Genomic DNA, 26,358 nt, shown 5'->3' with positions numbered 1-26,358 from the left:
AGGGATCGCTAACCGTCCTGGTCGATCTCGTCGAACATGGCTTCCTCGCGGGCCTTTAGATCGGCCTGCGCTTCGGTGAACGCTTGCCGGCGAGCCTGGGTGAGGCTGTAGCCGTTCTGCTCACGGAGCTGCCTGACGCGCTGGTCGAAGTTCATGGCTGTCTCCTCCCTTCGGCTGCTTCAGTCGTTGACGTGGTTGTCGATGCCGGTGCCGGTGCAGTCGCGGCAGGTCTGGTTCTCGCCGTCGATGCCGGTGCCGTTGCAGGTGCAGCACTGGAAGGCCCAGAGCGCCATGGCTTCCTCCTCTGTGGCTCAGAGCCGCGGTTACCGCTTCGGCCGAATCTCCGTGATCATCACGTTCTCGCTGGTGAACGGGAGGTCGTCGTAGAACGCCTCCTCGTGAGGAGCGGCGTTGACCTCGATCTGTTCGCCGTTCTTGGTGTGGATCGTGACCTTCGACATGGCAGTCATCCCTTCGTCTGGGGCCGGTCGCCCCGGGCACCCGCCCGATGAAGGGGGAGACACCGGGCGAGCACCCTGGGCGGTCGGTCACAGCGGTAGGGGATGTGCGCTGAGCCGGTCCATCAGCGCGTCACCTTCGTTCGGGTTTGCCGAGGTCGGTCCACCAGCACTGGTCTGCCTCGCAGGTGATCGATGGCGGCGTGCTGCTACTGGTGGGAGTCGTGGCCGAGCCGGTGGGAGCCGGTGCGGCCGGGTCACTCTCGCCGAAACCGCCGGACAGACCCAGCGCAACGAGTGCCACGCCACCGACGGCCAGCAGCGCAACCGTGCCCCTGAACGTCCGGCCCTGCTCAGGCAGGTAAACGCTCACGTCGTCACCGCCCCTTGGTAACTCAGGGCCGCGGTGTACTCGTTCATGGCTTGCTCGCTGATCGCGATCGCGCGGTAGGTGATCGGCCCGAAGTCCCGTGCCGTCTGGTAGTGCGTGCCGCCGCTCGTGGGTGCGCCGATGAGCTCCGCCACCCGGTCCACCTTCGCGTGCTGCTGCCGTTCGGTGCCGCTGGCGTGCACGCTGACCGTCTCGCCGTAGCTCGGGACGGGCACCTTGGGGTTGTCAGCCAGGAACCGCGCCAGCGCGCGCAGCCCGGCGATGAACTCGGCACGGACGGTTGAGTCGGTGGTCATCATCAGGGGATCTCCTCATCTGTCGATGTCGGTCGGAATTGATGTCTCAGTCGCCGTCCACGCCCAGCTGGTCCACCAGTGCGGCGGCCAGTTCCGGGGCGACGTTCATCCGGGTGCGCAGCACTTCAGTGGGAATCCGCCTGCCGTGAGCGGCCTCGTACTCGGCGGCTACGCGGCGCGCGTAGCCCACCAGCGCAGGCGCCGGCAGTGGCCCGTCCTTATCCGGGACAGCAGGAGTAGGCGGACCCTGTTCGAGCTGCGGAGGCGCCTCGTTTTCCAGCGCAGCCTTCAGCTGCTCACGCTGCGCAGGTTCCTCCTCTGCCGGAGCCTCCTCGTACGCGGGCACGATCGGGCGAGCGCGGACCGCCACCGCGTCAGATTTGGGATGACTAGCTCGGCGCTCCAACATCGACATGGCGATGAGGAACGCTCCGGCCGGTGTCGCCGCGAGAATCCAGCCCCAGCTGGTTTTCGGAGCTTCGGCCAGGTTCGCGGCCAGGGTCAGCACGATCCCGCCGGCCAGTACCAGAGCAGGCCACGACAGCAGCCCGCGGCGACGCCGGCCGGTGCGCTTGTCGCGCTGGATCTCCCGGGCAGCCATCACGCACAGCAGGTCGATACAGACGGCCACCGCCCACGCCCGCCAGCCGTGCTGGCCATACTTGCGCGCCAGGCTGGAGATGTGATCGAACGATCCGACAGCCGCGATCACAGCCAGGACCGTCACCGGTGCCGAGTCGACCACCACCGAGCGGAGCCGGTTCATCGCGCGCTCTTTCACGTTGATACTCCCGAATTAGGCATGGATCAGGTAGGGACATGGCGTGATCACGGCTCACGTCAGGCCACGGGGAAGAAGGTCCGCTCTGCAGCCGAGGTTGCGGCTACAGCCACACGGTCCAGCGGTCCTCGCACGTCCGGCAGAAGTAGTCGACCCGCAAGACGTCCCGGGCAAACCGGCTGAGGCCGACGCTGGTCACTTCGTTGTCGCTGCTGCCGCAGGTCTCGCACACGACGTCATCGAGCTGCAACTTCACCTGGCCTCCTTTCCGGCTAGACGGGCATGTCCTCAAGGTCGGGTTCGGTGAACTCCTCCACCGCCCGCTCCAGCTCCGTCGCGTCGGCCACCTCGATCGCCGGTCCGCCAGTCAGGAGCGCCCACGATGGAGCCAGCTCCGCGTGCTCCTCAGCTGCTGCTTCGGCTTCCTCCTCGGTGACGTGCACCGAGCGCTCCATATGCCAGCGGCTATCAGCCCCCAGCACCACCGCCGTGCCCGGCCGGTCCGCAGAGATCTGCCGAGCCGCCGCTACTGCGCGGGAGTCCATGTCGCCCAGGCACATCTTGGCCGTCTCGTCGTCGTTGACCATGTGGCATATCCGGCCGGTCAGCTGCGCACGCAGCGCGGTCACCCCCGGCCCCAGATCCGAGCCCACGCGCTGCCCGCACACCACCAGGTAGATTCCGAACGCGCGGCCCAGCTGAGCGATGCGCAGTAGCCGGGTAGCGACCGCGGCGACCTCTTCCTTCTCCGCCTTGGGATCGGCCATCAGGAACAGCTCGGCCACCTCATCGACCAGCACCACGATGGGCGTTGGCCGTGCCTCCTCTGGCAACCTCGGATGCCAGATGTTCTTGACCCGGTGCTGGCGGCACAGCGCCATGCGAGACGTGATGATCCCGACCAGATCGGCCAGCAGCCGCGCACACTCGGCACGCTCAGTGGCCAGCGCCGAGAGTCGCCGCTGATACGGGGTGAACTCGACCCCGCCCTTCAGATCGAAGCCGACCAGCGCCACCGGTTGCGGGGCCAGCCCCGCGATCAGGGCGTTAGCCAGGTTCGACTTCCCGGACTGGGTAGCGCCCACGTTCAGCCAGTGCGGTACCTTGCGGAAATCGATCACGAACCACTCACCGGAGTCCAACCGGCCGACCCGCACCCGCAGCAGCCCATCAGCGAGCGAATGCCCGCCGGCCACCGTCTCCAGTGGATCGGTCATCGTGGCGGCCAAGGTCACCTTGCCCGGCCGCCAACCGACCAGGCGCACACTGTGCACCCGCCAGGCGTGCGCCAGCTTGTCCAGCACCCGCTCGTAGTCGTCGGGAGTCTGCCCATCGTGCAGCCGCACCGTCACCCGAAACCCCGTGGACGTCGGCCGCAACAGCCCCAGGCGCGGAGCCCGCTCAACCTCCACCCGCCGCAAGCCACGACGCTGCTTGGCAATCATCAGGCCTCTCACCCGGGGTACCTCCCCTTGGCGTAGGCGATGGCGGTCAGCACCGCACTGCCATCGTGGTCGGCCAGCCACGCCAGCGCACAGTCAGCCTGCTCCGGCGTCAGCTCCTCGTTGAACCGCTTCCAGAATTCCCCGAGTTCCATGCCTCAACCCCCCAGTCCGGGGAAGCCGGGGAAGGTCCACCGCCAGCGACGCCGACGCCTGGACAGACCGCAGCCCGAAGCCACCGCCCGCCACGTCCCGTACACCGCCAGCGCCTTGGCCGGGAACCCGATCACGTACCAGAACGAGGTCGGCGCCCACCGCCGCCACGCCCAGAAGCCCACGCTGGCAGCCAGCAACGCCAGCCCCAGCCAGACCGCGAAGTCGGCCATACTAGACCGGTCTCCTCTCCTCATATCTGGGTGGACGGAGACCCCGGAGCGGCCCAAGCCGCCAAGCACACGGCCGCTCCGGGACCTCTCGTATCAGGCCGCCTTCTCCGCGGCCGACCGGATCGCCTCGCAGCGAAACCCCATCCCGGAACGCCCGTTCATCTGCCAGTAGAAGCAGGTCAGCCCCACCGGCTTGACCTTGCTGCCGACCACGATCTGCGGGAAGGTCGCGGACGGGAAGGTCACCGTGATCACCGGGTTGCGCCGGTCGTCGTTCGGCATGGGCAGCAGCGGCAGCGTGTACAGCTCACGCCCCTCCGCGTCCTTCTTCACCTCACCGGTCGCCCGATCCACGATCTTCGGCTCAGCCTCGCCAGCGACCGTGAACGACATCGACGCGATGTCCACCGGAATGTTGCGCATGTGTTCTCCTCTGATCTCTTGGTCCTCGGCAAGCCGTGGCTTCGAGGTTCTACCGCAACCATACTGCCATTCCGATAAGGCAGCAAGGTGTTGGGTAGACTTCTTTGAGGGCAGGGGACAAATCCATCCTTATCGCCTTGCCAGTAAGGTGGCTAGGTGGTGTCCCTGCGGGATGAGCTGGTGAGGAGTGGTGGGTCGTGGCCGAGCAAGAGAGCTGGAGCAGCGTCTCAATGCCGTACGTGCTACCCCGAAGGGCGGACCAGCCGGACGCCTGGGCAGAGGAGGCCGCTGAACATGGACACACCGGCAGCAACGTCCTTCGTGAAGTGACAGTGCTGCGCCCTCCAGCAAACGTGGGAGCGGCGCTCGGCCTCCGTGAGGACGAACCCGTAATCGTCAGACGTCGAACCGTGCTGCTTGATGAGCAGCCCATCGAGCTGGCCGATTCGTACTATCCCGCGTCCATAGCTCAGGGAACCCGCCTCGCTGACAAGAGAAAGATCCCTGGAGGAGCACCAACGCTCCTCGCCGAGCTGGGTCATCAACTTGTCCACGTGGAGGAGGACGTATCTACTCGGCCGGCCACCGACGAGGAGCGGAAGCTGCTCCAGCTCCAGGATCACGAGTGGGTGCTTGTTCTCTTCCGGCTATCGCGATCTCGTGACAACACGCCAGTCGAAGTCAGCGTGATGACCATGGTCCCTTACGGGCGCCACCTTCGCTACAAGCTCTCCCACTGAGCAGAGAGGCTCTCCCTTGGTCCAGTACCAGGACACCCGTCCGAAGCACCAGCAGATTGCCGCCGCCATTCGAGCAGACATCATGGCCGGCCGACTGTCTCCTGGTGCCCAGCTCCCATCGACTCAACAGCTTGTGAGTCAGTACACGACCGCGAACGCCACAGTCCAACGTGCGCTCTCACTGTTGAAGGACGAAGGCTTTCTGGAAGGCCGTCCTGGCAAGGGTGTCTTCGTCCGCGCCAAGCAACTGGCCGTTGTCGAGGTCTCTTCCTACTTCGCACCATCGCCGCGGGGCTACAGCTACGAGCTACTCAGCGTTGACGAAGTTGTTCCGCCCCGTGACGTGGCGGAAGCCCTTGGCCTTGGTGATGGTGACAAGGCCGTTCTGCGTCATCGCCTGCTTCTCCACGATGGTGACCCTGTCGAGCTCTCCTGGTCGTACTATCCATCGACTCTCGCAGGAGGCACGCCCTTGGCGGGCTCCAAGAAGATCAAGGGAGGGGCGCTTCAGGTGTTGGCCGACCTCGGCTACCCGCAGCGTGAATTTACGGATCTCCTGTCGAGCCGCCCTCCAACAGTCGAAGAGGCTGAAGGACTGGAACTCCCAGAGGGAGTGCCCGTGATGAGGCAACTCAGAGTGGTCTATGCCGACAACAAGCGCCCCGTTGAAGTCTCAGTGCTGGTCAAGGGCGGACATCTCTACACGTTGCAGTACCACCAGCGCACGACATGACGAGAGCAAGCGTATGACCCGTTCCATGCATTCGGTGAGTGTCGCCGGCGTCGTTGTCGACGACACTGGCCGAGCCCTGTTGACTCGTATGATTTCGTCGGTCAGTAGCGACATCGTTTGTTGGTGAGTTTGGACAGCGGTTGGCGATCAACAGGCGCAGAAATGTTGGTGAGAAATGGCAGCACCCACCTCCGCCCGTTCTCTAGCGGAGACGGGCCAGCAAGTGGGCGTCCAGGAAGCCCCGCTCGGAGGCCGGGTCGTGGAGCAGCCGCGCGAATGTGGCGAACCCAGCCCCGGCCAGCAACTCGGCGAAGCGGTCCGCCGGCCAGCTATAGGCGGGTGTCACCTTGTGGTCGAAGCGGACCGGCTCGGGTGCGTCGGTTCCGAAGAACGAGACCAGGAGAAGGCCCCCCGGCGCCAGGACACGCGCCTGCTCGGCGAGCAGCGCGGGTAGTTCCCCAGGAGGGGTGTGAATCATCGAGTAGTGGGCCAGCACGCCGCCGAGCGCGCCGTCCTCAACGGGGAGTTCCTCCATCCGGGCCTCATCGAACTTCAGCGCCGGATGGGCCCGCCGAGCGTGGTCGACCATGCCCGGAGAGAGGTCGAGCCCGAAGGCATCCAGTTCCAGGTCGTGCAGCATGGCCGTCAGATGTCCGGGCCCGCAGCCGACATCCGCCACCCGCGAATTCCCCGTCCCACGCACCAACTCGGCGAAGGTGCCGATCATGTTCCGTGCGAACGGCTGCGTCTCCAGTCGGTTAGCGAACATCGACGCATATAACTCGACGACCCCGTCGTAGGCCGTCCTGGTCTCGTCCTGGTGCTTCGCCACGGGAAGGACGTTAACACCCCCCATTCTCAGCTGTTCTCCGGTCCCGTGCCGAATCCTGCGCCGTCGTATCGGACTCGCTCGGCTACCAGGACAAGGCCATCACCCGGTGGCGCGACAAGCCGCTGGCGACCACAGTCCGTCACCAGCTGGCACCGTGCGAAACCCGACGCCGTGCTTTGTTTGCAGTGCCCGGTTGGACATGCCAGTGCGAGCATCGCGGCGGATCGCCGCGTACAGCTCAACCTTCGACATGCGAGCACGTGGGCTCCCTCACGGTGCGTAGCACCCTGATAGTCCCACCGCAACCACTTGGGTGCTGTCAAAACTCAGCAACACAGTCCGGCGGACTACACGACCGCTGTCACGGCCGGCCAACAAACGCTGTCGCAACTCAGGTATAGAGCCACTCGTAGGGCCGACAACGGCGAGTGGCAAGCTCCAGGAGGCGTACTCGAAATGGGAGAGACCATCCCGGATGGTGTCCGTCGCGAGGTCCTCGAAGAGACCGGCCTGATCGTAGAGCCCTTGGCACTCACTGGCGTCTACAAGAACATGACCCGCGGCGTCGTGGCTCTCGTGTTCCGCTGCAAGGCCACCGGCGGCCAGCTCATCACCAACGACGAGGTCACCGCTTTCCGCTGGGCGTCCGAATCTGAGATCCGAAACATGGTTACGGAGGCGTTCGCGGTTCGCATCCTTGACGCCCTCCACGAAGGTGCTCCAGCGATCCGGCACCACGACGGAGTCAGCCTCATGTGACCTCTGGTTGGGCTGTTACAAGTTTCCCTGCGGTTTCAAGCCCGCCGCGCAGCGGCGGGAACCGCGCGATCTTGGGGACAGTAGGGGACGGCACACCCGAGTTTCGGGATAGGGCCTGAGAAGGTCTCCAGGAAGAAGCCGTGAAGAGCGGCGTCAAGGCACCAGCTAGAACCAGGCAGCACATCCGGCCCCGGCTCCGTCGACGGAGGCGTGATCCTCTCAAAGAACAGCTTCAGCGATGAGCCGCCCTACCCTGATGCCGCGCCGGCAGCGCACCGCCGCAGCGAACCCCAACGACACATCGCCTGGCCCTGCGCGCTCGCTCGCGGCGGGCTGCGGCTCTTCGGCCGGTCCCGCCGCGGCGGCGCGCGTGCCGGGCAAGCCGGCACCTCCGGTAGCAGGCGGCAAGAGTCGCCAGACGCTGCGCCCTCTTCATGTATCTACACCTCCAGCCGAACGATCGACGAGACCAGGACGAGCAGCCCTCAAGCCTCAGCCATGACTCTGCGCCTGGCGGAGACCGACGACGGCCAGCTGCACGATGAAGCAGAAGCGCGAAGGGCTGAAGACCTTGGGGCTCCGCCCCAAACCCCGGCCCTCCTCGGAGATGAGCCCGGCCGCGCGAACCAGGGGGAGTGGCTAAGGTCCTGTGCGGTCATCTCCCCGCCGGCCACCACAAGGGACACCAGACCAGCCGCGCCAGGGCAAGCCGTCATGTGCTGGCAGGACAACCAGCGCGCACGGAAGGTCACCGGGCCACATGTACACGCGAATGACGGCTTGCCCCGACACGTCCGGCCCGGTATGGCTTCGCCTGCCCGACGAGGAGATGACCGAGGACACCACCTGATGTTGTAAGAAACCACGTACATAACCGGGTATGGGAATATCACCATAGGTGAGGTGCAGCAGAAGTCGCACATGCACGCGTCAATTATTGACGTACACTAACCTTCTGCAATGTTTCTCGAATTACTAGCAAGTCCATCGCCAGCGTGGTCGTTTCTCCCGTGCAGCACCGGAGTTGTCAGATCTTCGCGCTCGGCCCGCAACGCTTCTGCAAGAGTGCAGTATGCATCATCGATACGCCGAAGTGCTGAGTAAAGCAACATCCCTGAGGCGAGTGGGAGAATAAAGACTAGACTAAAATGAATTCTGAAGTAGAACGGCCCAGCAAGTGCAATAAGTGGAAGTGCAACGGCCGCTCTGAATTCGGCCTCGGCTCTAAGTCGATCGTACGTATCATAGAGCTCTTCCTCCTTGCCAAGCAGGCGGGCCGGCATCAATATTAAGTCTCTCTCAAGCCGGTCTAGCAGAGACACTGCAGTCACGATGCGCTCATAGTCGGTGCTTGAGATACGCCAGGTCCCGCTCGTTTTTCCTCTCGGTTCGCGCCTACGCAAGACGTTGATTGCATCGGTATCTTCGAGAAAATACCATCCGTTGCGTTGTTTACTTCCTCGGAACATGCTCAACTCTCGCGGGCCAACCAGTCCCTTTCGTATGGCCAATTGCGTGAGAGATGTGCGCGTACGCCTATTTTTGAGAGGACCCCACCAGTCCTGAGCTATGAGTCCTTGGGAAACTCCTGCCGACAGTACACCAATCAGGTAAGCCGTGAAACTTAGTGCCACAGCCACCCCGCTTGCGCCCACAAATTCGCCGACCTTATAGACTTCCTTCAGGAGGCCGGTCGCCGCTTCTGGTCCCGGTAAGCCCACGCCCCACGTAAGCCACACGAAAGCGCACCATATATACCCTGCGGCTAGTGGGGCACGGATCTCCCGGAAACCTGGCAGCAAGCTACTGAGCACATCTGTAAATCGCTGGAGCAACCAAGTTGTTACAGGGAAGTTGTGGGGCCCTGGCTAAGACGATGACCCGCTCTCATTGCGGGATTCCGTGCCAGGACGCTATGGCTTCTAATAGAATGTTGGGGGCTGGATAGCCCTCGTGCTAAGTGCCAAAATTAACTCGGTGCTATAATTAACTCCATTCATTCACGAAGTAACCTATCACCCCGCCAGCTAGTGCGCCGACTGCGGCCCATATTGCACCAACAATCCAGTCGTCTCGTGTCCGTTGGAAAAAGGTTGGGGAATCCACTTCGTATGTATTGATTAGATGGGCACTGCCGCCATTTCTGGTTGCTTTCAGCCACATAATTGTGTAGGTCAGGAAGCCTGCGAGTATAATCCCGGGTGCTAGTGACCATTTCAATGCGGGCTCGGCGGATCCGAAGATTAGAATTGATGAAAGTGCACAAGGCCCTATCACGAGAACGCCGGCACCGGGCCATGCTCCTTCGGGTATAGCCAACGCTCGACGTTGCTCCCGGCATATATCTTGGATGCGCGAGCAAATCCCATACATGGCCGTCGTAGGTTCTGTCATCTCGACATGCGCTGCCGATTTTTCTAGAACCACAGTGAACTCGCTCGGACTCTCGCCTAAATCAGTCAGTATCGTGATCCTATATACTTTCCCGACTTCAGTGAAATCTGCGGCTTCAGTCGCCTCAACGTGCCCATCAATGTCGATCTTGATAGGCCCTAGCTCGGCGCAGGCTGATGCGATTCTTTCTAGATGCTCACGATAGAGCTTGCAGTATCCAAGTGGTCGCACCTCTCTGACCTGAGTAGTACGCCGGATCGCCATGAGGACATCATGCCTCAGATGGCTCCGGTCCAGGGTGAATCCCCCCTGAGAGGTCGACCGCTGCATCGTCTGCCCAGCGCGGACCTCAGGCCCTGCGAGTGGGGGGACGAGATGGGCGACAACGCCCTACGGCGACTGTACCTCTTTAGAAGGCCACGACCTCGTCGAGGCTCTGATCGTCAGTCGTGCCTTGGGACAGCGAGGTTAGTGGCCGCCATGCTGCTGGGGAAGGGCACAACGGGGGCACACCGTCATGGCAGCGCCTGGCGAGCAGTGTCAAATGATGTCACCCTTCCCGCAGCTCCCCGGCGCAGGCACTCCTCTTCCCACAAGTCACAGGCACGTCGAATTAAAACCCGGCCTACAGGCCGACTCGTCACACACACCCCTCTGGCCAGGGGGTTGGGGTTCATGCTTCCTTCTTGTTCCGGCTCTGTTCCGCCAGGTCTTTCTCGATCTTAGCGTCGATCGCACCGCGGCCGAGGTCCTCGTCGTCCGGGAACAGATGCCCGTAGGTGTCGAACGTCTCGGCGATGGTCGCGTGGCCGAGACGTCGCTGGATGCTCTTGGGGTTGAGGTTCGCCGCGATCAGGGTCGAGGCGTAGTAGTGGCGGAGATCATGGAACCGCGTCCCCTTGGGGAGGCCGGCCTTCTCGACGGCCTCGCGCCAGCAGTCCCCGAACGAGGAGCGCCGGGGGATCTTGCGGATGCGGTTGGTGATGAGCACGCCCTCCGGGCCGGGGGAGTAGCGCTGCATGTGCCCTGCGATCTCCGCCAGGACGCCGTCATCGACGGGCAGGGTCCGCCGCGACGCCTTCGTCTTCAGCTCGACAAGAGTGCCCCTCTGCGCCTGTTGCTCGATGCGGATGCGCCGCTTGAGGAACTCGACCCGGGCCTCGGTGAGGCCGAGCGCCTCACCTTCCCGTAAGCCGAGGCCGAACCCGAGCCAGACCGCCAGGCGGTACCTCGGCGTGATGGCATCGGCGAGCGCCAGCACGGACCGGGTCGGCAGAGGCTCCACGACGCGAGCCTCCACCCGGGGGAGTGGAACCCGCAGGCAGGGATTGGCGGGGACGACGCCATCGTCCACCGCCGCCTGCATGAGCGCACGCAGGACAGCGAAGACCGTGCCGACCGTGGAGGGCGCGAGGGAGCCCTTCAGAGTGGCGACGAAGCTCTTCATGTCGGTACGGGCGAGCGAGCCGATCCGCCGGTCGCCGAACGCCGAACGCCGGGTAGATATGGGTGTTGAGGTGCGACCGGTACGTCTCCAGGGAATTGGCGCGCAGGTGGACGAGGGCCGGTAACCAGGTCTCCTCGGCGTACTGGCGCAGCTTGGCCTGCCCGCGCTTGGGGTCGATGTAGACGCCCCTGAGCTGGTCGGCCTCCATGGCGGTGGCGTGCTTCTCGGCGTCGCTCTTCTTGGCGAACGCCTTGGTCTGGTCCTTGCCGTCCGGGCCGATCCAGACGGCCAGCCAGCGCCTTCCGTTGCCGTGGCGGCTGGTGGGCTCCCTCTTCTTCTCTCCATCGGGGCCGATGACGGTCTTGGTCCAGAGATCTCTAACGCGGGCCATCGCTTCCTTTCTGCTGGTCGAAGTAGTCGCGTAGTTCGGCCAGGAGCTGCCGGGTGATGTGGCCGCGGAGGGTTCGGACCTTGGTCGGCTGGCTCAGATCCGCGCCGGATTCGAGCAGTCGGCGCTCTCGCTCCTGCGCCATGCTGCCCGTGAACTCACCCCAGAGCTCCCGGTAGGCAAGGATCAGGTTGCCGGTGCCCACGCCCAGTTCCTACGGGTGGACTTTCCTGGCCGGCTCGGCGGAACCGCGGCAACTACGTGCTACGGCCAAGGCCCCGTTGTCCATCGACAGGTTGTGGACCCGCTCCTCGAAGGCTGAGGAGGCCGTCGTACCGACCACGGCTCCGGAGCTCATGGTCAAGGTGTCCGGCCGGTTGACGCGGCACTCCACCGTGGAAGTCGAGGTCGAGCACGACCCCGGCGCCCGGTCGCAGGGCAAGGGCAGAATCTGGTCCGGAAGCGCAGAGATCGCCGCTGGATCTGTGGGAATCGCTCGGGTGCCCGACGGGAAGCTGAAGGACGGGTGGCAGGTGCGATGGCGTGCCCGCGCCACATCGGCCGCCGCGGTGTCCTCGTGGACGGAATGGCAGTCGGTCAAGATCGATCTCGGTGACTCCGGCCAGGCAAGCACTCCGAAGAAGGCGGAGGCCACCGCCGTACAGAACGCCGATTTCGACTATGAGCACATGAGCCTTGAAATGTGCTCGGAGGGCCGCCGGAACGCGCCGCAGCCGAATGCCAGCTTCGGCTGGCAGAAGTCCTCCCGCTACAACGCCTGCTGGAGCAAGCTCATCGGCGTCGGCGACTACATCAAGAAGGGAGAGTACGTCCGCCCGCAAGTGGAGGACGGCTATCTCGTGGAGGCCACGACCGTCTATCACACCTACCTAGGGACTGCCGACGGCGCGGGGGTGATCGGCGGAACAGGCCTGACTCCGCAGACGATCTCGATGTGGACCCGGCTGGGCAACATCGTGGCGTACCTCGACGGCAAGGAGATCCCGGCCGACAAACTCGACGAGTACCGGATCGGCCTGGTGATCAGCTCGAAGGGCGAAAGCGGCTCCACGTGTAACCTCACTCCCGCCGTCCTCAGCCAGATGAAGGCCAAGGGCTGGCAGGAGTACGGGGACGGCATCTACACGTTCCGGGACAGCATCGCCAAGTTCAAGGCCAGCGGTGACACCTTCTTCCGCTTCTACTCCGACCCCGACAGCGACCGTGTCAGCACCTGCACGCTTCGTCCCCGGCTGTACAACACACTGGACGAGTGGGACGACGACGGCGAGGTCGACGAAACCTGGGACAAGCAGGCGATCCCGCTGTGGAACACCGGCTGCTTTGACGACAAGGGCTTGGACGTGGGCAAGGTCATCGGAACCACACGCGTCTGCGGTGGCCCCAGCTACGCCTACGCCCCGACCACCCGTTGTGACGAACTCACCCTCGGGCAGGAGGACGAGGACCCCCCGAGCACGGTGAGAGCGGCGGCGAACAACACCTATGGCGTGCACACCGGCGCCTGCATCTTCACCATCACCCCCGTCTTCACGATGTCGAAAAGCGCGGCGACAGCGGCCGGGAAACCCATGGACGCGGTCATCGACCATATCGCCGACGCCCTGAAGACACCGGACAACAAGAACACCTGGCCCTACAAACTGGTGAACAACGTGCGCCAGGTCAAGACCATCCCGGGCAACGCCGACGTCCCGGGATCGAATCCACTGACCCGTCTCCTGGGCAAGAAGAACGCGGATGAGAATCGGAAGAAGTTCAACTGGGAAAGGCAGGTGAACGGCCATCTGACGAAGGGCGAATGCGACCTGTACTACTGGGAGCTGAACCCGAGCCTGAAGTGGGTACAGCACTACACCCAGGCCGGTCTGCAGTGCGATGAGTTCCCCTTCGCCAGCACGTACCAGGGAAAAGTGGGGAACGACTACTCCGTCAGACCCATCAATGGCCTGCAGAACAGGAACCATAGATGGACCTGGCTCAGAACCTTCTACTCGAGAAATAGACTCGCCGACAAGGACCCTTTCTTGGTGAGAACCAGAAGCTGAACCCGACCTCGGCCCTCTGTCACTCGGCAGAGGGCCGAGGCGGTTCAGCCGCCCGTTCTGATACGGAATAATCGTCCCCGTCCATGACATGCCAATCCGAGGGAGCGTCATGACCGAGCCCCTACCGGCGGGATGGTCCGGAATCGATGGGCATGGATGGGCTGACCTCGCAGCGATCCGCGCCAGGCTGGAAGCGGGCGCCGACCCCAACTCGGGCGTCTACGCCTTCGGCGGTTACGAGGGAAGGCCCCTGCACTTCGCGGCCGAATGGGGGACTCCTGAGACGGTGGCCGAGCTGGCCCGTCGCGTCGACGACGTCGATGCCGAGTTCGACGACCGGACCGCCCTGTGGACGGCGGTGTTCGCCCATCGACTCGACAACGTCCGCACCCTGGTCGCCGCCGGTGCGGACCCCTGGCGGCCCATGATGGCCGGATGGTCTCCTGGACGGCTCGCCCTCGCCGGTCCGACCCCGGACCTGTTCCTGGTCCCCGCCGGGCATCCCGGCCTGACCCCCGACGAGGCCGCGACGGCCGCGGAGGCGCACCGGCTGATCGCCACGCTGGCCGACATCGACGACTACATGGGTGTGGCCTGCGTGGCGGATCTCACCACGACTGAGGCTGCGCGGCGTCTGGAAGCCCGGCCGGTGGACGACACCACTATGGAGCCGGTCCTGGAAGATCCTTGGGCCGATCCCGACGCCCATCTGGGAATCGTCGGAATCACCGACGTCCCCGGTGGATGCGTCGTCACCCAACCCTGGGGGTACATCCCCTCCACTCCCGAAGTGACCTTGCCGTTGTCCGAGGGAACGGTCTGCTACAGCCTGTTCGCCAACCCCAAGAGCGGCGACCAAGGACTTGTCAGCCGCGATGGAGTGATCGAGGACTCCGACACACTTCCCGGCGGCGGCGACGCGGGCGGACACCTGACGGCCGATGAGATTCTGGCCGAATACCTCTACCAGGGCGAGGCCGTGGCATATGTGTGCGCCAAGGCAGGGCTGCGACTGCCCGACGCCCGGGCCATCATCGGGCCGCCGGATCTGTGGGTGCGTCTGCCTGAGCGAGACCGCTGAAGCCGGCCTGGCGATCACCGGGACTGAGCCGGGAGGCGATCCGCACCGACCAGGCGACCTCCGCGTTGTGCAGAGCCGAGGCCACGATCCGGGAGATCCGCCCAGGCGTCGGCGGCTCGATCCGCTCCTCGCGCAGATGCTTGAGCAGTTCCTCCCGTACCCGGTCAGGGCGCCGCTCGGCGTGCGCGCCCTTCTCAGCCAGCCAAACCGCCAGCTTCGTCGCGTCCGCCGTCGTGCACGTGCGAAAGCCCAGGTGCGTGCGGATCTGATGGCGATGGTACTCGATCGTGGAGCCAGACCACTCATAGAAGCCCAGCTCCGAAACAGGAACCCGGACTTGCTTGGCCACGTGTTCAACCACGTCGTCCGGCAGCTCCGAGCGGCCGCGCGGGAATCGGCCATGCTGCGTATAAAACTTCAGCAAGATCGCGAACCCGAGTCGCGTGGCGTCCCGCTTCCCGGCGATGAGGTCACGCTCTTCGTCCGGGATCGTCCAGTGCTCGACCAGCTCGTTGATGTGCATCGGGGGTGTTTCATGACCGCCCAGCATTGAGCAGACAAGTTACAGCAAGATCAACGCTGTTTGGGGCTCATGACACGTTTCTTACCGGCACCCCGTGATCGACCAGGCTACGAGGATGGGGAGAGGTGATCTTGTCGCTCTCCGTCGTTCCTGGCCGCGCTCACCTTGACGTAGCGGGGAACGCGGTCGATGCCCGTGAGGTAGAAGCCGTCTGGTATCAGTCCTTGCTCGTTGATCCCAGGGGGAGCCGATGGGCCGCGGTCGGGGAGGTAGGCGACGACGTGGTCCACGAGTGCAGCGGCCAGGAAGGGCGCGGCCAAATCGGAGCCGCCGTCGAGGAGGAGACGGCGGACTCCCCCCGTGTGGAGCGTCTTCAGCAGGTCGCGGTGGTCGAGTCGTATGGGACTTTCCGGCAGGTGGATCATGCCGGGACCGTGGCTGCGGGGGATCGCTTCCTCAAGGTGTCCATCGGCGTACAGGACGGCATCGGCGGAAAGTAGCAGATCACGAGAGGACGGGATGCGGTTGAAGGCGCTCATCCTCCCTTCGGCGGTCTCCGCATAGACCAACGTGACAATGGGGCGGTTGAGCGTGAGGGCGGTGCGCCATCCGCCGAGGACAAGCATCGCCTCCTCGGCGAGTACGTCGGTTTCCACGCTCACGCCCGCCTTGCGCAGCTCGACCACCCCGCCTTCGCCGCGGGAGGTGGGGTCGATGACGGCGATGACCACGCGGGCGATCCCGGCGTCGATGAGGAGCTGGCGGCAGGCGGGCGCGTGACCCACGTGGTTGCAGGGTTCCAGGGTGACCACGGCCGTTCCGCCCTTCGCCGCCGCCCCGGCGGCCAGCAGAGCGTTCCCCTCGGCGTGCGCTTCGCCCTTGCGGGCGTGGTAGCCCTCGCCGACAGGCTGGCCGGCGGCATCCAGGATGACGCAGCCGACCGGCGGGTTGGGGCTGGTGGAGGCGAGACCGTGGGCCGACAGCGCGATGGCGCGCCGCATGGCCTGGAGTTCGAGGTTAGAGGCCATCAGCAGGCCACCGCCTCGGCCAGCGCCAGCCGGAAGGCGGCCACGGTGGGGAGTCGCCGATGGGCGGCCAGCGAGCGTTCGACTGAGGTCAGCACGTTGATGATTCTCACCGAGCCGGCGGCGCGGGCGATATTGAGCGCCTCGGTGGCCGTCGTGACTGCCTGTTCGGGGTCTCCCTGTCCGGCGTAGGCAGAGGCCAATCCCGCCAGGGCCATGCCGCGGTCGCGGCGGTACACCGATGGCAGTGCGGGCAGTGCGTGCTCAAAGGTGGCGACCGCACGTTGTGGCTTCCTCAGCTCCAGCCAACAGCGGGCACGTTGTACCTCGACGTAGGCGGGCGTGCAGAACGACCCGTGTCCGCTTCGGGCGTCGCCATCGTCATTGACCGGCGACGCGAGTTCGTGGGCCTCGTCCAGTAGCCGGTGGCAGGCCCGTTCCTCGCCGTCGAGGGCGTGACCTTGGGCCTGCTGCTGCACGATCGCCGCGCGCATCGGCGCCGGCAGATGGCCGGACTGCCGGAGCGCGGAGGCGGCCAGGCCGAGCACGTCACCGGCCAGGAGCCTGCCCATGGCCTGCTGGCTGCCACGGAACATGGTCCACGCGATCATCTCGTCGTCGCCGATCTCATAGGCCCACATGGACGCGCGGTCGGTCCAGCGCCCGGCCTGCTCGACCTCTCCGGCGTCCTCGTACAGCCACGCCGCCGACTCGGCGTAGCGGGCCGCGAGGTTGAGGACCTGGACGCGACTCGCACGCAGCCACCTTCGAGGTCGGCGAGGGGCCTTTCCGGGCACTGCAAGATCGCCCAGTGCTCTTCCCCGGCACTTTCAGCTCGCCCGCAACGGGCACCCGGTGCCGACGCGTGCGGTGAGTTCGGCTCGCAGGGCGCCGAGTTCGGCCATGCGCTCATCGATGACCTGGATCTTCTCTTCGAACAGCGCGGACAGGGCTTCCGCGCTGTCCGGTGCGTCGCGCAGGTCCGCGCCGTGCTGGGCGATCTCCGCCAGCGTGAAACCGAGCTTCTGCGCCGTGCGTACGTAATGCAGCCAGACCACGGTCTCGGGAGGGAAATCGCGATAGCCGTTGGCCAGCCGATGACCTGTGACGAGGCCGACCTTTTCGTAGAACCGAACGGTGTCCCTGGTCATACCCGCCTGGGCGGCCAGCTCTCCGATGCGCATGATCCTCCATCGGCTCCGGACTTGACCTTGGAGCCTACTCCACCCTTTAGCGTGGCACTCCCGCCGGGAAACCGCAGGAGGTTCATCGTGATCCGTCGTCTCACCCCTTCCCGCCCCGCCTATCTGCACGTCGTACGCGCGAGCGCCTGGTACGACCTCGTCGTCACGGCCGGATTCGTGACGCCGTGGACCTACGCCTTCGTCCACGGCGCCCTCTCGTCATTGGGCGCCGCACTTGGCCTGGGCGTCATGCCGGCCCTCGACCCCCTGCAGATTCTGTACGCGAATCTGATGGGTTCGGTGGTCGTCGTCTGGGCCGTGCTGCGCATCGCCAGGCCGCTGCCGGTGCACGGACTGTTCGACGGCGCCGCACGCACGCTTTTCGCGATCTGGCAGGCCTATGCGTTGAGCCAGGGCGTCACGCGGGTGTTGTGGCTCTTTCTCGTGGTCGAGGTCACGTTCGGCGTACTCCAGCTCGCGCCCTGGTGGCCGAGCCGTTCGGCGAGGCCGGTAGCCGTTCGGAGCTCATGACTCTTCGTCGCCCCCGACGAGGAATTGTCAAATGCTGTGGACGGCTAGGGCTGTGTTCGTGGCGAATGGGTGGCGTCGTAGTGGCGGCGGTTGCTGTTGATTTCTTGTCGGTGTGTGGTGGCCCATTCGGCCAGCGCGGCGACGGAGTCCAGCAGTGTTGCGCCAAGTGGGGTGAGCGCGTAGTCGACGCGCGGGGGAACGCTGGGGTGCACGGTCCGGGTGAGGAGGCCATCGCGCTCAAGTTGCCGCAGGGTCAGGGTGAGCATGCGCTGCGAGATCCCCGTGACCGCGCGGTGCAGTTCGCTGAAGCGCAGGGTTCGGTCGCGGAGTTGCCCGATGACCAGGATGCTCCACTTGTCGCCGATCAGGGCGAGGATCTTCAGCACCTGTCGGCATACCTCGTCATCCGGCTCGCGACCGCCCGCGTCTTCTGGCGCCGGTGGCGTGACGTCGCGGCACCGCGCTGCTGGTGGGGTGCTCCTGGCGGGCGTCAAGGGTTACCTCCATGTACGTCACCGACATCAATGTGCCGTCTTGCCACCTACAGGGCAGTGACAAATCATGCTGTTGCGAACAAAGAGTAACTGCCGCTGTGATCGGAAGGGATGTTGTGGTGGCGAAGACGCTCGTTATTGTCGGTGCCGGTCCGGGGCTGGGGATGGGTGTGGCCCGGGCTTTCGGCAGGCACGGCTTCCAGGTGGGGCTGATCGCCCGGAGCAAGGACACCCTGGACGCTTTGGTGGGTGATTTGGCCAGGCTGGGCGTCACCGCTGCGGCTTTTCCCGCCGATATCCGAGATCGTGACGCGCTGGCCGATGCTCTCACCAGGGTCGGGGAGGCGCTGGGACCGGTCGATGTCCTGGAGTACAGCCCCAGCCCGACGGGGCCGATCACCCACGCCGCACAGACCACGGTGACATCCGCCGCCGCGCAGTTCGAGCTGCATGTGCTGGGCGCGGTGACGGCCGTGGGACAGGTGCTACCGCAGATGCGCGCCCGGGGCGAGGGGACACTGCTGCTGACAACTGGTGTGTCCTCCACGATCGCCGCGCCATTCCTGGCCAACGTGGGCCTGGCCATGGCCGGCTTGCGCAATTGGGCGCACGCGCTGCACGCCGAACTCCGCCCCCAGGGGATTCACGCGGCAACGGTGACGATCGCCTCCGGCGTCATCCCGGGCGACGAGGTGGCTGATCCTGATGCCATCGGCGCCCGCTACTACAGCCTGTACCGGCAACGAGACCGTGCGGAAGAGGTCATCGGTGACCTTGAGGCGTTCCGCGCCCTGGTCGCCGAGCGGGCCGACGGGCACGGCTGACCGGCTCCGTGATGGCAGGCTAGGCGGCGTGCTCGCCGGATCGTTCGACGAGCACGCCACGTTCGAAGCGGGCTCCGGCGCGAACGAGGGCGACGAGGTGGGGCGCGTTCACGGCCCGCCAGCGGGCTCGGGCAGACTCGATGAGTTTGAAGACCATCGCCAGAGCGGCGGTGCGGGAGCCGGCACCGCGGGTGACCTTGGTCCGCAGGCGGACGGTGGCGAAGGTCGACTCGATGGGGTTCGTGGTCCGCAGGTGGATCCAGTGCTCGGCGGGGAAGCCGAAGAACGCCAGTAGCTCGGCTTCATCATCGATGATCTTCTTGACCGCCCTGGGGAACTTCGCGCCGTAGAGCTGGGCGAACGTCTTGATTGCCTGCACCGCGTGGTCGCGGTCCTCGGCGTTGTAGATGTCCTGGATGGACTTCTTCGCGCCCGGCTGCGCAGACTTCGGCATGGCATCGAGGACGTTGGCCGTTCTGTGTAGCCAGCACCTCTGTTCGCGGGTGGCGGGGAACACCTCGGCCAGGGCTTTCCAGAAGCCCAGGGCGCCATCGCCGACCGCGAGGACGGGGGCGCGCATGCCCCGGCGGGCGCAGTCGCGCAGCAGGTGGGCCCAGGACTCGCCAGACTCGCGGTAGCCGTCCTTGAGCGCGATCAGTTCCTTGGAGCCGTCGGCACGGACCCCGATCAGTACCAGGACGCGGGCTTTGGCCTCCTCCAGGCGGACGTTGAGGTGGTGAAGTCGGACCGGGGCGCCGTGCCGGTGTTTCCATGGGCGGGTTTCCCCGGTCCGCTTCCCGAACCGGACGTGCGCCTCGTCGACGCATCCGGCTCTCCACAAGTCCCGCTGGATCTGGGCTGCTGGTGCTCATGCGACGTTCGACCACGGTGAAGGGATCTTGCTTCCTCGATAGCGGTGGCGGGTTGTCCGCACCGCGCCGGGGTTGAACATGATCACGTCACCGTCGGCGGGCCACCACCCGTTGCCGCAGTAGCGTCGGCGGAGTTCCTTCCAGGTGATTCCAGGGTGTTTGCGACGTATCCAGCGGATGACCTGTCGCCACGTGAAGGCACGCGGGTAACCGAAGGCGATGCTGGACACCCCGGGCCGGAAGTGGTTGGTCCAGCCCCGCAGCACCGGATTGAGCTGGCGCAGCAGGGCTTCGAGCGGCAGGTTGATGCTCTGTCGGCACCGGATCTTCACCTTGCCGGTCACGGCTGTGAGGGCCCTGTGCGACGGGTAGGTGTAGACGTAGCGCCGGTCGGTGCCTCGTTTTCGGCGACGCTGGATGTGCCGGCCGAGGAAGTCGAGGCCCTCGTCGATGTGGGTAATCAGGGTCTTCTCCTCCGACAGGCGCAATCCCATCGTGGACAGTACCCCGGCGATCTCGTCCCGAAGGACCTCCGCGTCGGCCTTGGTTCCCGACACGACCAGGCACCAGTCGTCGGCATATCTGGCCGGCCGGTAGTTCGGCAGGCCATGGCGGCGACGGGTGAGCCGGTCGTTGCGGCTCGTCCCCGGCCCGCCCGGAGCATGAGCGATGTACTCGTCCAGGACGGATAGGGCCACGTTGCTGAGCAGCGGGGACAGGATCGAACCCTGCGGGGTTCCGGCGTCGGTCTCCCGCAGCGTGCGATCCTCTCGGAGGACCCCGGCCTTGAGGAACGCCTTCACCAGAGCCAGGACGCGCTTGTCTCCCACCCGCGCCCGCACCCTGCCCATGAGGGCGGCATGCGAGATCTCGTCGAAACAGGCTTTGATGTCGCCTTCCACGACCCACTCATAGGAGCGGGAGGTGAAATGGCGTATCTCGGCCACCGCGTCACGAGTCCGACGGTTCGGGCGAAACCAAGTAGGAGCGCGGGAGAAAATCCGCCTCGAAGATCGGCTCCAACACCAGCTTCAAGGACGCCTGGACCACCCGGTCTCGCACAGTGGAGATCCCCAGGCGGCGATGTTTCGTCGTGCCCGGTTTCGGGATCATCCGCTCCCGTGCCGGTAACGGGCGGAAACTGCGGTCCTTGATCTCGGTCCGCAGCCGGTCGAGCAACACCTCGACCTCCACCTCAGCTTGAGGGGCCACGTACCTCTACCTCTTCCAGACTTCCGTCAGCTTATGTAGCCGACTGTCCGGAATCTGCTAGGCGCCTCACTCTCATGATGGCGGCGCAAGCATGGAGTTGTCCGGATGGCAACAGATCGTCGCGGTCGATGGCCGACAGTGGTGGGCTCGTCACTATCGCGCCCGGCATCGAGCACCACTACCAGGAGAAGGGTGACGTCCGTGTCGCGGTCATGACGCACGGAGACGGCTCGTGGGCCCGGGCCGAGGAGCACGATGGTGAGGTCACCGTGCATCAGGGCGGGCCGCAGGGCTTCGGGTGGTCAGTGTTTCGTCGTGCGGGCGTGGCCCAGGATGTGGGCGGTGCGGGGGACGAGGGGCTGCGGGGAGAAGGTGAATCTGTCGGATTCCGTCACCTCGAAGCCGGCGCGTTTGATCGCGCGCAGAGTGTCCCGGTTCGGGTGGCAGCCGCCCGCCGCTCGGCGCCAGGCCGGGGTGATGGCGTCCTCCAGCAGGGCGAACAGTGGGTTCGCCGAGCGTACATGCTCGTAGAAGCACAGCCGCCCGCCGGGGACGAGCACCCGCGTGATCTCCGCCAGCGCCCGCTGCTGCGACGGCACCGAGCACAGCACCAGCGACACCACCGCCGTGTCGAAGTCGCCCTCAGGGCCGGGCAGGGCGTCGGCGTGGCCGGGCACCACGGAGACGGGCACCGGGGCCGACCTGGCCGCGGTGGTGGCGAGCGCGCGCAGCGTGTCGTCCGGCTCCACGGCCACGACCTCCGTGACCGCCTCCGGGTAGTGGGGGAAGTTGCGGCCGTTGCCGGCGCCGATCTCGATCACCCGGCCCTCGGCGCCGGCCAGCAGCCGCCGCCGGTGCTCGTACGCGCCCCGCTGGTCGGTGAGCACGCTCATCCGCGCGTACGCCTGCGCGAAGCGTGGGTTCTGGAAGTCTTGTGGCATGGTGTCCCCCGGGTTGCGTTTTGTGCCCCGGGTTCTGTTTCTAGCAGCTCGCCCGGCTCGGCGCGTTCCGGCCGGGGTGAGGGGCGGAGGTGGGTCGCGCTCCGTCCGGCTACCATCGGCGGCCCCGAGAGGGGCATAGCTCGAACGGCGGGCGCCTCCGCCCCTCCGGCCCCTGGGAGTGAGGACCGGCGTCGCGAGGGGCGCCGTGGGCAACGGGAGCACCTCGCTGGCACCGCGACCCTAACCCCGCCTCGCCGCCCGTTCTGCGGAGGATTACGCAGAACGAGGGTTCACTCGGTGGCGGCCATCCCGAGTGCCTTCGTGGGGCGCAGCGGCGGCACCATGTGCACCCGCGCCGACCCGATGTCGAAGAACAGCCCCACCAGCTCCAGCTTGCCCGCCCTGACCTGCTCGTCCACCTTTCGGTAGGTGCGCAGGTTCTCCAGCTGCTGCTGCACGTTCACCCGGCACAGCACGTCCAGCGCCCCGCTGTGCAGCCGGTCGCCCTCGGTGTCGATGAACCTGGCCAGGCTGTGGTCACCGTGCCGCAGCCACCTGCGCAGCCCGGGCAGGCTGCCCGCCTGCACCCCGGCGCTCAGCACCCCGGCCATCGCGCCGCAGCCCGAGTGGCCGCACACCGTGATCGTGTGCACGCCCAGCACCTGCGTGGCGTACTCGATGGCCGCCACCATCGAGTCGTCGTGCGGCTCCGAGCCCCTGCGCGGCACCAGGTTGCCGATGTTGCGCACGGTGAACAGGTCGCCGGGACCGCTCGCGGTGATCAGGCTGGGCATGATCCTGGAGTCGGCGCAGGTGATGAACAGGTGGGTCGGCTGCTGCTTGCGGGCCAGCTCGGTGAAGATGGGCCGGACGAGCGGCGCCGTACTGCGGTGATACTCGCGCGCACCGGCCGTGAGCAGGCACTCGGGCGAGCCCGCGACGTCCTCGTCCAGCGGGAACGGCTCGGGACGGCGCCGCCGCTGCGCCCACGGCAGCCACCAGCGGTCCGGCGCCTTCGGCGGCGACTTCACGGGCAGCATGTGGGCGCCGCTGGCGGCCAGCGCGTACCACTCGTCGTGCAGCTCGTCGATGTCGACCGTGCCGCCCATGCGCTCGTGGTCGAGCCGCCAGGAGTGGATGGCCTCGAACGCGCCGTTGTCCATGAAGTCGATGTTCAGGTCGAGGTCGACGGCGGTGCCGGCGGGGATCGTGCGCAGCTCGTGCGTCAGCCGGGGCACCCCGAGGAACGTCAGCGATCCCGAGATCGTCACGTGCAGGCGCCCGTCGCGCTCCTCCCGCTTGAGCACGGTCACCCAGGTCAGGCGGCGCAGCGCGAGCAGCGCGGCCAGGGCCAGACCCGCCAGCACGCCCTCGGCCAGGCCGAGCAGGATCACGGTGACGAGCGTGACGACGTACACCGGCACCTCGCCGTGGCCGTGCACCTTCCTGATGTGGCCCAGGTTCACCATCTGCATGCCGATGAACACCAGCAGCGCCGCCAGCGCCTCCAGCGGGATCAGCGTGATCGACCAGCCGAACCCGGTCGCGAACACCAGCACCCACACCCCGTGCAGGATCGTCGACCAGCGAGTACGCGCGCCCGCCGCCACGTTCGCGGTGCTGCGCACGATCACCCCGGCCACCGGCAGGCCGCCGAGCGCGCCGCTGACCATGTTGGCCACGCCCTGGCCGGTCAGCTCCTGGTCGAGGTCGGCGCGGCGCCCGGCGTGCATCCCGTCGACCGCGACCGAGCACAGCAGCGACTCGCAGCCGGCCAGCAGCGCCACCAGCAGTACGGAGGCCACCACGAGATGCCAGTCGCCCTGCGGCAGCACCGGGAAGGCCCAGTCGCTGAGGCCGCCCGACAGGTCCACCCGCGTGACGTCCCAGCCGAACGCCCACGCCGTCACCGCCGCCGTTAGCAGCGCCGCCAGTGGCGCGGGCACCGCCTTGATCCGCCGGGGCAGGCGCGTCCACAGCGCCAGCACGGTGATCGTGAGCACGCCCACGGCGACCTTGTGGCCGTGCAGGTGCAGGATCTGCCCGGGCAGCTCGATGAGGTTCGCGATGGCGGAGCGCTGCGAGCTGCCGCCCAGCACGATGTGGAGCTGGGAGAGGGCGATGATGACGCCGACCGCGGCCAGCATGCCGTGCAGGACCGCCGGCGACACCGCCAGCGCCGCCCTGGCCGCCTTGAACACGCCCAGGACGAGCTGTACGGCCCCGGCCAGCAGGGTGATCATGCAGGTGGCGCGCCATCCGTACGTGTGCACCAGATCCACGACCACCAGCGACAGGCCGGCGGCCGGGCCGCTCACCTGGACGGCGGAACCGCCCAGGGCGCCCGCCACGATGCCGCCCACCACGGCGGCGATGAGCCCGGCTGTCAGCGGCGCGCCGGAGGCCATCGCGATGCCCAGGGAAAGGGGCACCGCGACGAGGGAAACCACGAGTGAGGCCGGCACGTCGTGTCGGAGGGTGCTCAGCCAGCTACTCTGCGTGTCGCGGAACATGGAGCAAACCCTATTGCTCCGTCGACCCCGCTTTAGGGGGGCGTCACGCGGGTTTTACGGATTAATAGGCGCTAAAGATCATCGGTAGTAGTCGTTCGGATAGTCCTGCTCCGGGCCCCGACGGTGGTTGCCGCGGTTGTCGTCCTGCGCCGGAGGCTGCCCGCCGTACGCGGGCCAGGTGCCCTGGGCGCCGTTGCCCGCGGCCGGAGGCTCGGGCCAGGCGGCGGCGGGGGCGGTGGTGATGTCGCCCGTCTCGTAGGCGCCCGGCCCGAACGGCGACTGCGGCGGCGTCGGGGCCGAGAGCACGTCGTCGTAGCTGGAGACCGCGCGGGCGGGCGCGGTCGGGGTGCCGGTCGCGGGGGAGGGGGCGGTGAGCGGGTCGGAGTCGTCGGCCACGGCCCAGCCGGCCCGGACCTCGTAGGAGGCGGGGTAGGAGGAACGCTCGGCGGGCTGCTCGAACGCCGGCCACGAGCTCGCGCCGGGATAGGCGGAGGCCGCGGGGGCGGGGTCGTCGAAGATGTCGGGCGAGGCGGGCCAGGAGCCGGACGTGCTCGCCGCCGCGGGCGGGTAGGTCGACTCACGGGCGTCGGCGCCGCCGTACGCGGGGAACGGGTCGCTCGTCGGCGCGCCGTGGATGGGCGCGGCGGGAACGGCGGGGAAGCTGCCGCTGGAGGCGGGGCTCACCGGGCTCGCCGGGTTGCTCACCGCGGGGAACGAGCCGCTGCCGCCGCTCGCCGGATAGGCGTTGGAGGAGACCCCGTGGGAGGCCACCGGGGTGGGCCTGGTCGCGGGGCGCTCGGCCCGCGACGGCCGGCTCACGGGCGACGGCTCTGGACGGGTGGGGGCGGGCACCGGCTGGGCGCCCACGCCGAGGATGCTCATCACGTCGGCCGTCGGGGCCGCGAAGGTCACGGTGCGCTGGTCGGCCAGCTCGGACTGAGTGGGAGTGGCGCGCTTCTGCGGCTCGACCAGGTCGGCCAGGTTGGCGGCGGCGGGCTGACGCTGGGGGAGCGGGGCCTGCACGGTGGCGGCGTTGGGGTCGGCGCCGGCGGTCGCGGGCTGCGGCTTGGCGGAACGGCTCGGCCGCTTGGCGGGCCGCTCGGAACGTCGCTCGGCGGGCCGCTCACGCGGCGCGGTGCGCTCGCGCTCGGCGGGGCGCTCGGCGGCGGGCCGCTCGGAGGGGGGCCGCTCACGCTCGACGGGACGGGAGGCGCCCTTGCGCGCCGCTACGGTGCCGCCGGCGCCGAAGCCGCCCTCTTCCGCGTCGCTGCGGATGTTGGCCCAGAACTCCTCGTCGTCGTCGTCGGTGCTCGGGTTGCCCCACTCGTCGACGCCGCGCCTGCCGCGCTGGCCCGTGCGGACCGGCTTCGGCTTCGGCTCGTCGATCGGGCTGAAGTCGGGGCTGAAATTGGCCATGCGGGGCTCGTGCGCCGCGAACTGGTCCGTCGAGCGCGTGAGCGTGTTCTCCTCTTTCTCGGCCATCTCCTTCAGCCGTTCCGGAGGCAGCGAGCTCTCCCTGCGGTTCATGGAGCGCATGCCCAGTGCCACGACAGCGAGCACGAGGAGCACGACAGCGACCAAGCTGATGACGACCGCGATCATTGCACCACCCTCAAAGT

31 protein-coding genes and 1 pseudogene are annotated in these 26,358 nt (G+C 66.7%); 7 read left to right on the top strand and 25 right to left on the bottom strand.

From position 1 onward, the window contains the following. Positions 1-8 precede the first annotated feature (8 nt). The 10 genes from ABFX54_RS02805 to ABFX54_RS02760 all read right to left on the bottom strand — a co-directional run bounded on the left by ABFX54_RS02805 (position 9) and on the right by ABFX54_RS02760 (position 4,177). Positions 9-155 carry a hypothetical protein gene (locus ABFX54_RS02805; RefSeq protein ID WP_346101269.1) on the bottom strand — a complete coding sequence of 49 codons (147 nt, stop codon included), beginning with the start codon at positions 153-155 and terminating at the stop codon, positions 9-11. Positions 156-323: 168 nt separating this feature from the next. After that, entirely contained in the window at positions 324-461 is a 138-nt protein-coding gene (locus ABFX54_RS02800; RefSeq protein WP_346101268.1) for a hypothetical protein, read from the bottom strand. Between the two features lie 130 nt (positions 462-591). Beyond that, a complete protein-coding gene (locus tag ABFX54_RS02795; RefSeq protein ID WP_346101267.1) occupies positions 592-831 on the bottom strand; it encodes a hypothetical protein in 240 nt (79 codons plus the stop codon). Then, complete coding sequence (locus ABFX54_RS02790) at positions 828-1,148, bottom strand: hypothetical protein (RefSeq protein WP_346101266.1); 321 nt, start codon at positions 1,146-1,148, stop codon at positions 828-830. The genes ABFX54_RS02795 and ABFX54_RS02790 overlap by 4 nt, the downstream gene beginning before the upstream one ends. A 43-nt stretch (positions 1,149-1,191) precedes the next feature. Further along, positions 1,192-1,926: a DUF2637 domain-containing protein gene (locus tag ABFX54_RS02785; protein WP_346101265.1), complete on the bottom strand. Its 735-nt coding sequence runs from the start codon at positions 1,924-1,926 to the stop codon at positions 1,192-1,194. Positions 1,927-2,029: 103 nt separating this feature from the next. Next, positions 2,030-2,182, bottom strand: coding sequence for a hypothetical protein (locus tag ABFX54_RS02780; protein ID WP_346101264.1), 153 nt, complete (start codon positions 2,180-2,182; stop codon positions 2,030-2,032). Between the two features lie 16 nt (positions 2,183-2,198). Next, positions 2,199-3,371: an FtsK/SpoIIIE domain-containing protein gene (locus ABFX54_RS02775; RefSeq protein WP_346101263.1), complete on the bottom strand. Its 1,173-nt coding sequence runs from the start codon at positions 3,369-3,371 to the stop codon at positions 2,199-2,201. Between the two features lie 8 nt (positions 3,372-3,379). After that, positions 3,380-3,523, bottom strand: a complete 144-nt coding sequence (locus tag ABFX54_RS02770) for a hypothetical protein (RefSeq protein WP_346101262.1) — start codon at positions 3,521-3,523, stop codon at positions 3,380-3,382. Positions 3,524-3,526: 3 nt separating this feature from the next. Continuing rightward, positions 3,527-3,754 (bottom strand): hypothetical protein, encoded by a 228-nt coding sequence (locus ABFX54_RS02765; RefSeq protein ID WP_346101261.1) that lies wholly within the window; start codon positions 3,752-3,754, stop codon positions 3,527-3,529. A 93-nt stretch (positions 3,755-3,847) separates the two neighbouring features. Further along, a complete protein-coding gene (locus ABFX54_RS02760) occupies positions 3,848-4,177 on the bottom strand; it encodes an SCO3933 family regulatory protein (protein WP_346101260.1) in 330 nt (109 codons plus the stop codon). A 197-nt stretch (positions 4,178-4,374) separates the two neighbouring features. Here ABFX54_RS02760 and ABFX54_RS02755 point away from each other — a divergent pair, with 197 nt between their 5' ends. Then, the gene (locus tag ABFX54_RS02755; protein WP_346101259.1) at positions 4,375-4,917 is read left to right on the top strand and encodes a GntR family transcriptional regulator; all 543 of its coding nucleotides are present in this window, start codon (positions 4,375-4,377) and stop codon (positions 4,915-4,917) included. Positions 4,918-4,933: 16 nt separating this feature from the next. Beyond that, complete coding sequence (locus ABFX54_RS02750) at positions 4,934-5,650, top strand: GntR family transcriptional regulator (protein ID WP_346101258.1); 717 nt, start codon at positions 4,934-4,936, stop codon at positions 5,648-5,650. A gap of 202 nt (positions 5,651-5,852) precedes the next feature. Here the strand turns inward: ABFX54_RS02750 and ABFX54_RS02745 are convergent, their stop codons facing one another. Continuing rightward, positions 5,853-6,482 carry a class I SAM-dependent methyltransferase gene (locus tag ABFX54_RS02745; RefSeq protein ID WP_346101257.1) on the bottom strand — a complete coding sequence of 210 codons (630 nt, stop codon included), beginning with the start codon at positions 6,480-6,482 and terminating at the stop codon, positions 5,853-5,855. A gap of 381 nt (positions 6,483-6,863) precedes the next feature. Between ABFX54_RS02745 and ABFX54_RS02740 the strand changes: the two genes are divergently transcribed. Then, positions 6,864-7,241 (top strand): NUDIX hydrolase, encoded by a 378-nt coding sequence (locus ABFX54_RS02740; protein WP_346101302.1) that lies wholly within the window; start codon positions 6,864-6,866, stop codon positions 7,239-7,241. 947 nt (positions 7,242-8,188) lie between these two features. Here ABFX54_RS02740 and ABFX54_RS02735 read toward each other — a convergent pair. From ABFX54_RS02735 to ABFX54_RS02725, 3 genes are all read right to left on the bottom strand, one after another. Beyond that, positions 8,189-8,563 (bottom strand): hypothetical protein, encoded by a 375-nt coding sequence (locus tag ABFX54_RS02735; RefSeq protein WP_346101256.1) that lies wholly within the window; start codon positions 8,561-8,563, stop codon positions 8,189-8,191. A 1,745-nt stretch (positions 8,564-10,308) separates the two neighbouring features. After that, a complete protein-coding gene (locus ABFX54_RS02730; protein ID WP_346101255.1) occupies positions 10,309-11,001 on the bottom strand; it encodes a site-specific integrase in 693 nt (230 codons plus the stop codon). A 458-nt stretch (positions 11,002-11,459) separates the two neighbouring features. Then, the gene (locus ABFX54_RS02725) at positions 11,460-11,675 is read right to left on the bottom strand and encodes a hypothetical protein (RefSeq protein WP_346101254.1); all 216 of its coding nucleotides are present in this window, start codon (positions 11,673-11,675) and stop codon (positions 11,460-11,462) included. Positions 11,676-11,826: 151 nt separating this feature from the next. Here ABFX54_RS02725 and ABFX54_RS02720 point away from each other — a divergent pair, with 151 nt between their 5' ends. Next, a complete protein-coding gene (locus ABFX54_RS02720; RefSeq protein WP_346101253.1) occupies positions 11,827-13,539 on the top strand; it encodes a NucA/NucB deoxyribonuclease domain-containing protein in 1,713 nt (570 codons plus the stop codon). 109 nt (positions 13,540-13,648) lie between these two features. Beyond that, a complete protein-coding gene (locus tag ABFX54_RS02715; RefSeq protein WP_346101252.1) occupies positions 13,649-14,620 on the top strand; it encodes an ankyrin repeat domain-containing protein in 972 nt (323 codons plus the stop codon). Here ABFX54_RS02715 and ABFX54_RS02710 read toward each other — a convergent pair. The 4 genes from ABFX54_RS02710 to ABFX54_RS02695 form a co-directional block, all read right to left on the bottom strand. Beyond that, complete coding sequence (locus ABFX54_RS02710; protein ID WP_346101251.1) at positions 14,571-15,143, bottom strand: DUF4158 domain-containing protein; 573 nt, start codon at positions 15,141-15,143, stop codon at positions 14,571-14,573. The two genes, ABFX54_RS02715 and ABFX54_RS02710, sit on opposite strands and share 50 nt — an antisense overlap. 107 nt (positions 15,144-15,250) lie before the next feature. Beyond that, positions 15,251-16,171, bottom strand: a complete 921-nt coding sequence (ribD, locus tag ABFX54_RS02705) for a bifunctional diaminohydroxyphosphoribosylaminopyrimidine deaminase/5-amino-6-(5-phosphoribosylamino)uracil reductase RibD (RefSeq protein ID WP_346101250.1) — start codon at positions 16,169-16,171, stop codon at positions 15,251-15,253. Next, on the bottom strand, positions 16,171-16,965 hold the full coding sequence (locus ABFX54_RS02700; RefSeq protein WP_487047314.1) for an NsdA family TPR-like regulatory protein: 795 nt from the start codon (positions 16,963-16,965) through the stop codon (positions 16,171-16,173). The genes ribD and ABFX54_RS02700 overlap by 1 nt, the downstream gene beginning before the upstream one ends. Before the next feature lie 33 nt (positions 16,966-16,998). Further along, positions 16,999-17,352, bottom strand: a complete 354-nt coding sequence (locus tag ABFX54_RS02695) for a MerR family transcriptional regulator (protein WP_346101248.1) — start codon at positions 17,350-17,352, stop codon at positions 16,999-17,001. Positions 17,353-17,439: 87 nt separating this feature from the next. On the opposite strand from ABFX54_RS02695, the gene ABFX54_RS02690 reads away from it, so the two are divergent. Next, a complete protein-coding gene (locus tag ABFX54_RS02690) occupies positions 17,440-17,883 on the top strand; it encodes a hypothetical protein (RefSeq protein WP_346101247.1) in 444 nt (147 codons plus the stop codon). Positions 17,884-17,927: 44 nt separating this feature from the next. Here ABFX54_RS02690 and ABFX54_RS02685 read toward each other — a convergent pair whose 3' ends face one another. Further along, a complete protein-coding gene (locus ABFX54_RS02685; protein WP_346101246.1) occupies positions 17,928-18,269 on the bottom strand; it encodes a winged helix-turn-helix transcriptional regulator in 342 nt (113 codons plus the stop codon). A 119-nt stretch (positions 18,270-18,388) separates the two neighbouring features. Here ABFX54_RS02685 and ABFX54_RS02680 point away from each other — a divergent pair, with 119 nt between their 5' ends. Next, positions 18,389-19,201, top strand: coding sequence for an SDR family NAD(P)-dependent oxidoreductase (locus tag ABFX54_RS02680; RefSeq protein WP_346101245.1), 813 nt, complete (start codon positions 18,389-18,391; stop codon positions 19,199-19,201). A gap of 40 nt (positions 19,202-19,241) precedes the next feature. Here the strand turns inward: ABFX54_RS02680 and ABFX54_RS02675 are convergent. From ABFX54_RS02675 to ABFX54_RS02650, 6 genes and pseudogenes are all read right to left on the bottom strand, one after another. Then, positions 19,242-19,937 (bottom strand): annotated as a pseudogene (locus tag ABFX54_RS02675) (IS256 family transposase); the annotation flags it as partial. 132 nt (positions 19,938-20,069) lie between these two features. Continuing rightward, complete coding sequence (locus ABFX54_RS02670) at positions 20,070-21,020, bottom strand: reverse transcriptase domain-containing protein (RefSeq protein ID WP_346101244.1); 951 nt, start codon at positions 21,018-21,020, stop codon at positions 20,070-20,072. Between the two features lie 4 nt (positions 21,021-21,024). Continuing rightward, positions 21,025-21,267: a hypothetical protein gene (locus ABFX54_RS02665; protein ID WP_346101243.1), complete on the bottom strand. Its 243-nt coding sequence runs from the start codon at positions 21,265-21,267 to the stop codon at positions 21,025-21,027. 320 nt (positions 21,268-21,587) lie between these two features. Beyond that, on the bottom strand, positions 21,588-22,226 hold the full coding sequence (locus ABFX54_RS02660) for a class I SAM-dependent methyltransferase (RefSeq protein WP_346101242.1): 639 nt from the start codon (positions 22,224-22,226) through the stop codon (positions 21,588-21,590). Positions 22,227-22,516: 290 nt separating this feature from the next. Then, entirely contained in the window at positions 22,517-24,739 is a 2,223-nt protein-coding gene (locus ABFX54_RS02655; RefSeq protein ID WP_346101241.1) for a SulP family inorganic anion transporter, read from the bottom strand. Between the two features lie 78 nt (positions 24,740-24,817). Next, positions 24,818-26,341, bottom strand: coding sequence for a hypothetical protein (locus ABFX54_RS02650; protein WP_346101240.1), 1,524 nt, complete (start codon positions 26,339-26,341; stop codon positions 24,818-24,820). Between the last annotated feature and the right edge of the window lie 17 nt (positions 26,342-26,358).

Source organism: Nonomuraea maheshkhaliensis, assembly GCF_039529435.1.
In the GTDB taxonomy this organism is placed as follows: Bacteria; Actinomycetota; Actinomycetes; order Streptosporangiales; family Streptosporangiaceae; genus Nonomuraea; species Nonomuraea maheshkhaliensis.
This window is presented reverse-complemented; position numbering and strand designations above follow the sequence as displayed.